The organism is Bartonella grahamii ATCC 700132 (genome assembly GCF_000518085.1).
Lineage (GTDB): Bacteria > Pseudomonadota > Alphaproteobacteria > Rhizobiales > Rhizobiaceae > Bartonella > Bartonella grahamii.
In genome coordinates this window covers 1-4,681 of record NZ_JACX01000046.1, presented here as the reverse complement: position 1 = coordinate 4,681, position 4,681 = coordinate 1, and the positions used below count along the sequence as shown (strand labels likewise).

Here is a 4,681-nt window from a genome sequence, read left to right as displayed (position 1 = left end):
GCAACAGGACTTCGCGCTCCAAGCGCTTGTGCTTGCAACAACAAAGGCTGAAAAGCTAAGCAAAAACTTAAAACAAGTGAAAGCCCCTTGTGGATCCCACGCTGCAAAACACCAAGAGCATGCTGCCCTAACGCACGTCCATATCCCAATTTGTGCTTTTGATCTTTCAATCCCCGCATCTTCAGCTCCTCATAAAATTCTTTATCTCTTAAAAAAACAACCCATATGGGTGTAAACAGCGCAGCGATATTTTTTACCGCCCCTTTGCTCTAAAATCTCAATAATGCCCGCACTTGAAATAACCCTGTCTTATTCCCCTTTTCTCGCACTGTTGATTGGGTTAAAATATTCGAATAAGACACATCAACATCCGTAATGTCTCCGGTTGCATGGAAACCCAGAGTTGCCCCAACGAGGCGCCCGCCAAAACTGTTTTTGCTTACATCATTGGCTACAGCCCCCAGATCAAGCGCCATATAAGGGGAGAATTGGCTCATAAATTTACGCCCCATTCTCGAAGAAAAACCTGGCAACAACAGCGACAATTCATTGCGCCAAAACGCCCCATTATTGCCGTAATAAATCGCCTCACGCACTCCGCGCACAGAGGAACTGCCACCAAGCGATATTTGCTCTGAACTAAACAACGTGTCGGGTGATAATTGTCCTGAAAACAGTGTGTTATAGCGAAAATTATACTGGTGAAGCGAAAAAGGACGCACGTAGCCTAGGGAAAAAGACAATTTGGAAAATTGCCCTTTGGGTGAATTTTTTGTTGCATTCTCTTGCTCTTTATCATCATAAGCGCCAAGAATTGCCAAACCCTTATGAAATCCTATATGCGCGCTTAATTCTCCTCCAAGCCACTTGCGCGAATGATCAAGCTCAAAGGTTGCAATAGCCAATTTACGGCTGGAAACATCAACCCGACTGCCCATAATAAAATTATCAGAATATTTCCATGTCAACCGTCCCGTAACCCACGTCTTTCCCTCTTGATCACGATCAATAACCCGTGAAATCCATGGCGTCAGCGATAAAGACTTACCCGCAGTCATAATATCGGAAAATATCCCCTTAACACTTGAATGATATTGGCTCCACGTCCCATCAAAACCTGTTGTCCAAGTGCCATAGGGAAGAGAAAATGATCCCGTTAGAGTATCACTATTGGGGCGCTTGTGAGAAAAATGATACGGACCACCATCCATGGAGCGCTGATAGCTAAACGACCATTGATCATTGATCCCTAACAGATCATCAAAAGAAAGGCTCAAGCGCGTTTGATAAATTCCTGTTGCTTTAGCGCCAAGATTATCGCTGGAAAGCGTAATAAGCCAAGGTTTCTGTTTTTCAATATGAACATCGAGTATCGAACCACCCGAATTGCTCCCCGCACCAAGATTAATGGTGGCTTGGCGTGAGAAAAGCCGATTGATTTGATCAAGCCCTTGCTCTATCTGGCGCAGATTGGTCGGCTTTCCAATAAGGTTTGGAAAAGCCGTGGTGATTTCTCCTTGAAGTCTCCTCTCAACTTTATGCCCATCCAGAGTGATATCTTCCATCACACCTTCAACTACAACAATCTTGAGATGACCGCCGCTTAAATCTTGCTCAGGCAAATAAGCCCGCACCGCAATATAGCCGCGCTTCATATAAAGCTTGGTCACCGCTTTGAGCACTTTGTTGATTTCGGCAATCCCCAAACACCGCCCTTCCCAAAGAGAAATGGCTTCATGAAGGTCGGTATGAGAAATCAACTGAGCATCAACAAATTCAATGCTTTTGATCAGCAAACAGGTTGTACCAGACGAAGCACCATAGGCAGATGTGGTATCATCGTCTGGCAAAAATACCCCATGGGTTTCGTTTCTACGGTGTAATTGCTGAAAACGCTGTTCTTGCGTTTGTTGTCGTTGGATGCTCTCTGATTGATTAATCGCTTTCTCACGAATGTTTTCGGCAAAACTCGGCAACGAGAAAAGGCACAAAATAGCCGCAAAAACAAAAGTGAAAAAAAATCTATGCATTCATTGTGTCCTCAAAATGAGCAACAAAATGAACCATATCGTCAGCGTCACAGAAAAAATCGCCAACCGCGTAACAATTTTTTAATTTTTTGATGAGAATAATACTTATAACATCTGAGAGAAAAGCATAGACTGTACTGTATACACCTGCTTTATGTGTTGTGCAAACCATATCACTTCCCCCGCTTTTGAAGATTTTACAATGACACTGTTAAATGACAATCATACACTCTATATGCTTCTTAATTTTAAGGTGTTGCATGTAATATAATCTTGAGCTTCAAGTAAAGACTGTTATTCATAGAATATACCAAATTTATTGGAACTGTTACATATTAGAGACAACAAGAAACACTCCATTATTATCGCTTGATAAGAAAAATAGCATGACGATAGCTTATACTAAAATAAGAAAAAAAACGCGATAATAGTACAGACATAGGTTTAAAAAGTGCCTCTCTGCTTACTTACTAAAACCATAACAAAAGAAGATATCTTTTATTATTGGTTACGGAATTTTACATTCGGAAGATTACCGTGCTCGCTATGCTGATAATCTCTCTAAAGAATTGCATTGTCTTCCTTGTGTAAAAACTGCTGAGGATTTTTGGAAATTTGTAACAGCAGGGCGTGAACTGGGTCATTTGCACGTAAACTATGAAACTGTAGAGCCTTATCCCGTGACCTTTAAAAAGGGTAATCCAAAAGTTACAGAGATCTCTAATCCCGAAAAGTTTTATTATGTAACTGAAATGAAATTTGCAAAAGCAGGTAAAGAAAATGGAAAATCTGATAAAGATAAAACCACTGTTATTTACAATAGCAATATCACAATAACAGATATCCCTCTTGAAGCTTATGAGTATATCGTAAATGGTAGACCCGCTCTTGAATGGGTTATGGGGCGTCAATGTGTAAAGACTGATAAAAAGAGTGGTATTGTGAATGATGCCAATCGCTATGCTTGTTGAAACCGTTGGCAACCCTGCTTATCCATTAGAGTTGTTTCAAAGGATTATTACTGTAAGTCTAGAAACAATGAAAATCGTTAAGAACTTACCAAAATTAGAACTAAGAGAAACTGAATAGATTTGGCATACTCACATAATGGGTATGATAAACTCATAAGGGGTATAGAGCTTATAACCATAATCTATACCTCTCTTGTTAAGTTGATTAGATATAATCTTCTTTACTATGAGGGATAACAAAATAAAGTTAAGAGAATAGGATTTTGCAACATTCCTCTTAATTATTGCGAATCAAGGATTCTTTTCGTGGAGTTTTTTTTGCCATACCTGCTATCCAGAGGGTTTTTAATTCTAAAAAATTGACTTGAAGTCACAGTGTAGCTACACTATAACAAAGGTTATAAATGGAGATACAAATCATGAAAGCCGATTCTGTTGTTCGCGCTCGCATTCCTGCTAAAATGAAAAAACAAGCGATGATTACTTTAGAACGCATGGGATTAAGTGCATCAGATCTTATCCGCATAACATTTTTGCGTGTCGCTGAAGAAGGTTGTTTGCCTTTTGAGCTTAAAGTACCTAATAGTGTCACACGTAAAGCTATAAAGGAATTAGATGAAGGTAAAGGTAAGACATTTAAAAACGCTGATGCCCTTTTTAAGGATTTAGGCATTTAATATGCTGATACCTGTTCGCTCGAGACAATTTAAACGTGACGTGCGCAAGGCGGAAAAACGCAGTAAAAATATGAATAAGCTGCGTACACTATTAAGTCTTCTAATTGAAGAAAAGCCATTACCAAGACATTACTGTGATCATCCACTAAAAGGCGATTGGGTAGGGTATCATGATATTCATATCGAACCAGATTGGCTGCTTATTTATAGAATAGAAGGAGATAAATTACATCTTATTCGTACAGGAACGCACTCTGACCTTTTCAAAGAATAATTATATGAAAAGTTAAAAATACTCTAACTTTTCTCTACATAAAGAGCACAGACCGTAAAAAACTCGCTCTTGAAGCTATAAAAAAGCTCAAAAAAGATGAGAGATAGAGAAAAAACTAATAGAATCAATAAAGAATAAAATTCTCACTATTAATATAACTTATTGACCTAATTATTATTGAGTATCCCTTTTTAAAAGAATAGTTTATATGCGTTATTCTAAAAAAAATCATTTGCACTTTTAAATACTCTTATTTTGATTGCTTTAAGATTTTTAATAAATCCCATCTTAAAGTGAATACGCTTCTTTTACATTGGCTTTAAGAGGTTATACCGTAATCTAAAATGATAGCTTTATTGTTTTCAAAAGCTTTGTTGTGAATACTTATATTACTTTACGCTTTTAATTCCCTAATTTTTGAAAAAAGTATAAGCACCCCCAAAACCCCTACAAAATATATATTACAGGTTGTGTTTATAGAGTGCGTTTAATATAGGTTGTTTACATTAGAGCCCTTTATAAACAAAATTCACAAAAAAAATTAAAATTCATTTAGTAAAAAATTGATAGGTTATAAAGATAAAAATACGCATTATGAGAGCGTTTTTAAATATTATAAATGTATAGATTCAGAAAATAACGCAATCGTTTCATAAAGCCCATAATATAGCTTTAAAAGCACATAAATATAAAAGAAGCAATTAATAAGCATAAGTTATTATCAATACA

At 37.3% G+C, this 4,681-nt stretch carries 4 protein-coding genes and 1 pseudogene; 3 read left to right on the top strand and 2 right to left on the bottom strand.

Annotated elements, in window-relative coordinates:
- Positions 1-269: 269 nt before the first annotated feature.
- Both U736_RS0108445 and U736_RS0108440 read right to left on the bottom strand, forming a co-directional pair.
- A complete protein-coding gene (locus U736_RS0108445) occupies positions 270-2,030 on the bottom strand; it encodes a ShlB/FhaC/HecB family hemolysin secretion/activation protein (RefSeq protein ID WP_026500660.1) in 1,761 nt (586 codons plus the stop codon).
- Positions 2,023-2,202, bottom strand: coding sequence for a hypothetical protein (locus tag U736_RS0108440; protein WP_026500659.1), 180 nt, complete (start codon positions 2,200-2,202; stop codon positions 2,023-2,025). The genes U736_RS0108445 and U736_RS0108440 overlap by 8 nt, the downstream gene beginning before the upstream one ends.
- Before the next feature lie 300 nt (positions 2,203-2,502).
- Here U736_RS0108440 and U736_RS12420 point away from each other — a divergent pair.
- The 3 genes and pseudogenes from U736_RS12420 to U736_RS0108420 form a co-directional block, all read left to right on the top strand.
- Positions 2,503-3,119: pseudogene (locus U736_RS12420) on the top strand (type ISP restriction/modification enzyme); the annotation flags it as partial.
- A gap of 301 nt (positions 3,120-3,420) precedes the next feature.
- Complete coding sequence (locus U736_RS0108425; RefSeq protein ID WP_026500656.1) at positions 3,421-3,678, top strand: type II toxin-antitoxin system RelB/DinJ family antitoxin; 258 nt, start codon at positions 3,421-3,423, stop codon at positions 3,676-3,678.
- A gap of 1 nt (position 3,679) precedes the next feature.
- Positions 3,680-3,952, top strand: a complete 273-nt coding sequence (locus U736_RS0108420) for a type II toxin-antitoxin system YafQ family toxin (RefSeq protein WP_026500655.1) — start codon at positions 3,680-3,682, stop codon at positions 3,950-3,952.
- Positions 3,953-4,681: the final 729 nt, after the last annotated feature.

Excerpts from the sequence above, each read along its gene's own strand:
- U736_RS0108445 (WP_026500660.1), bottom strand. The coding sequence starts at position 2,030 with ATGCATAGATTTTTTTTCACTTTTGTTTTTGCGGCTATTTTGTGCCTT.
- U736_RS0108440 (WP_026500659.1), bottom strand. The coding sequence starts at position 2,202 with ATGGTTTGCACAACACATAAAGCAGGTGTATACAGTACAGTCTATGCT.
- U736_RS0108425 (WP_026500656.1), top strand. The coding sequence starts at position 3,421 with ATGAAAGCCGATTCTGTTGTTCGCGCTCGCATTCCTGCTAAAATGAAA.
- U736_RS0108420 (WP_026500655.1), top strand. The coding sequence starts at position 3,680 with ATGCTGATACCTGTTCGCTCGAGACAATTTAAACGTGACGTGCGCAAG.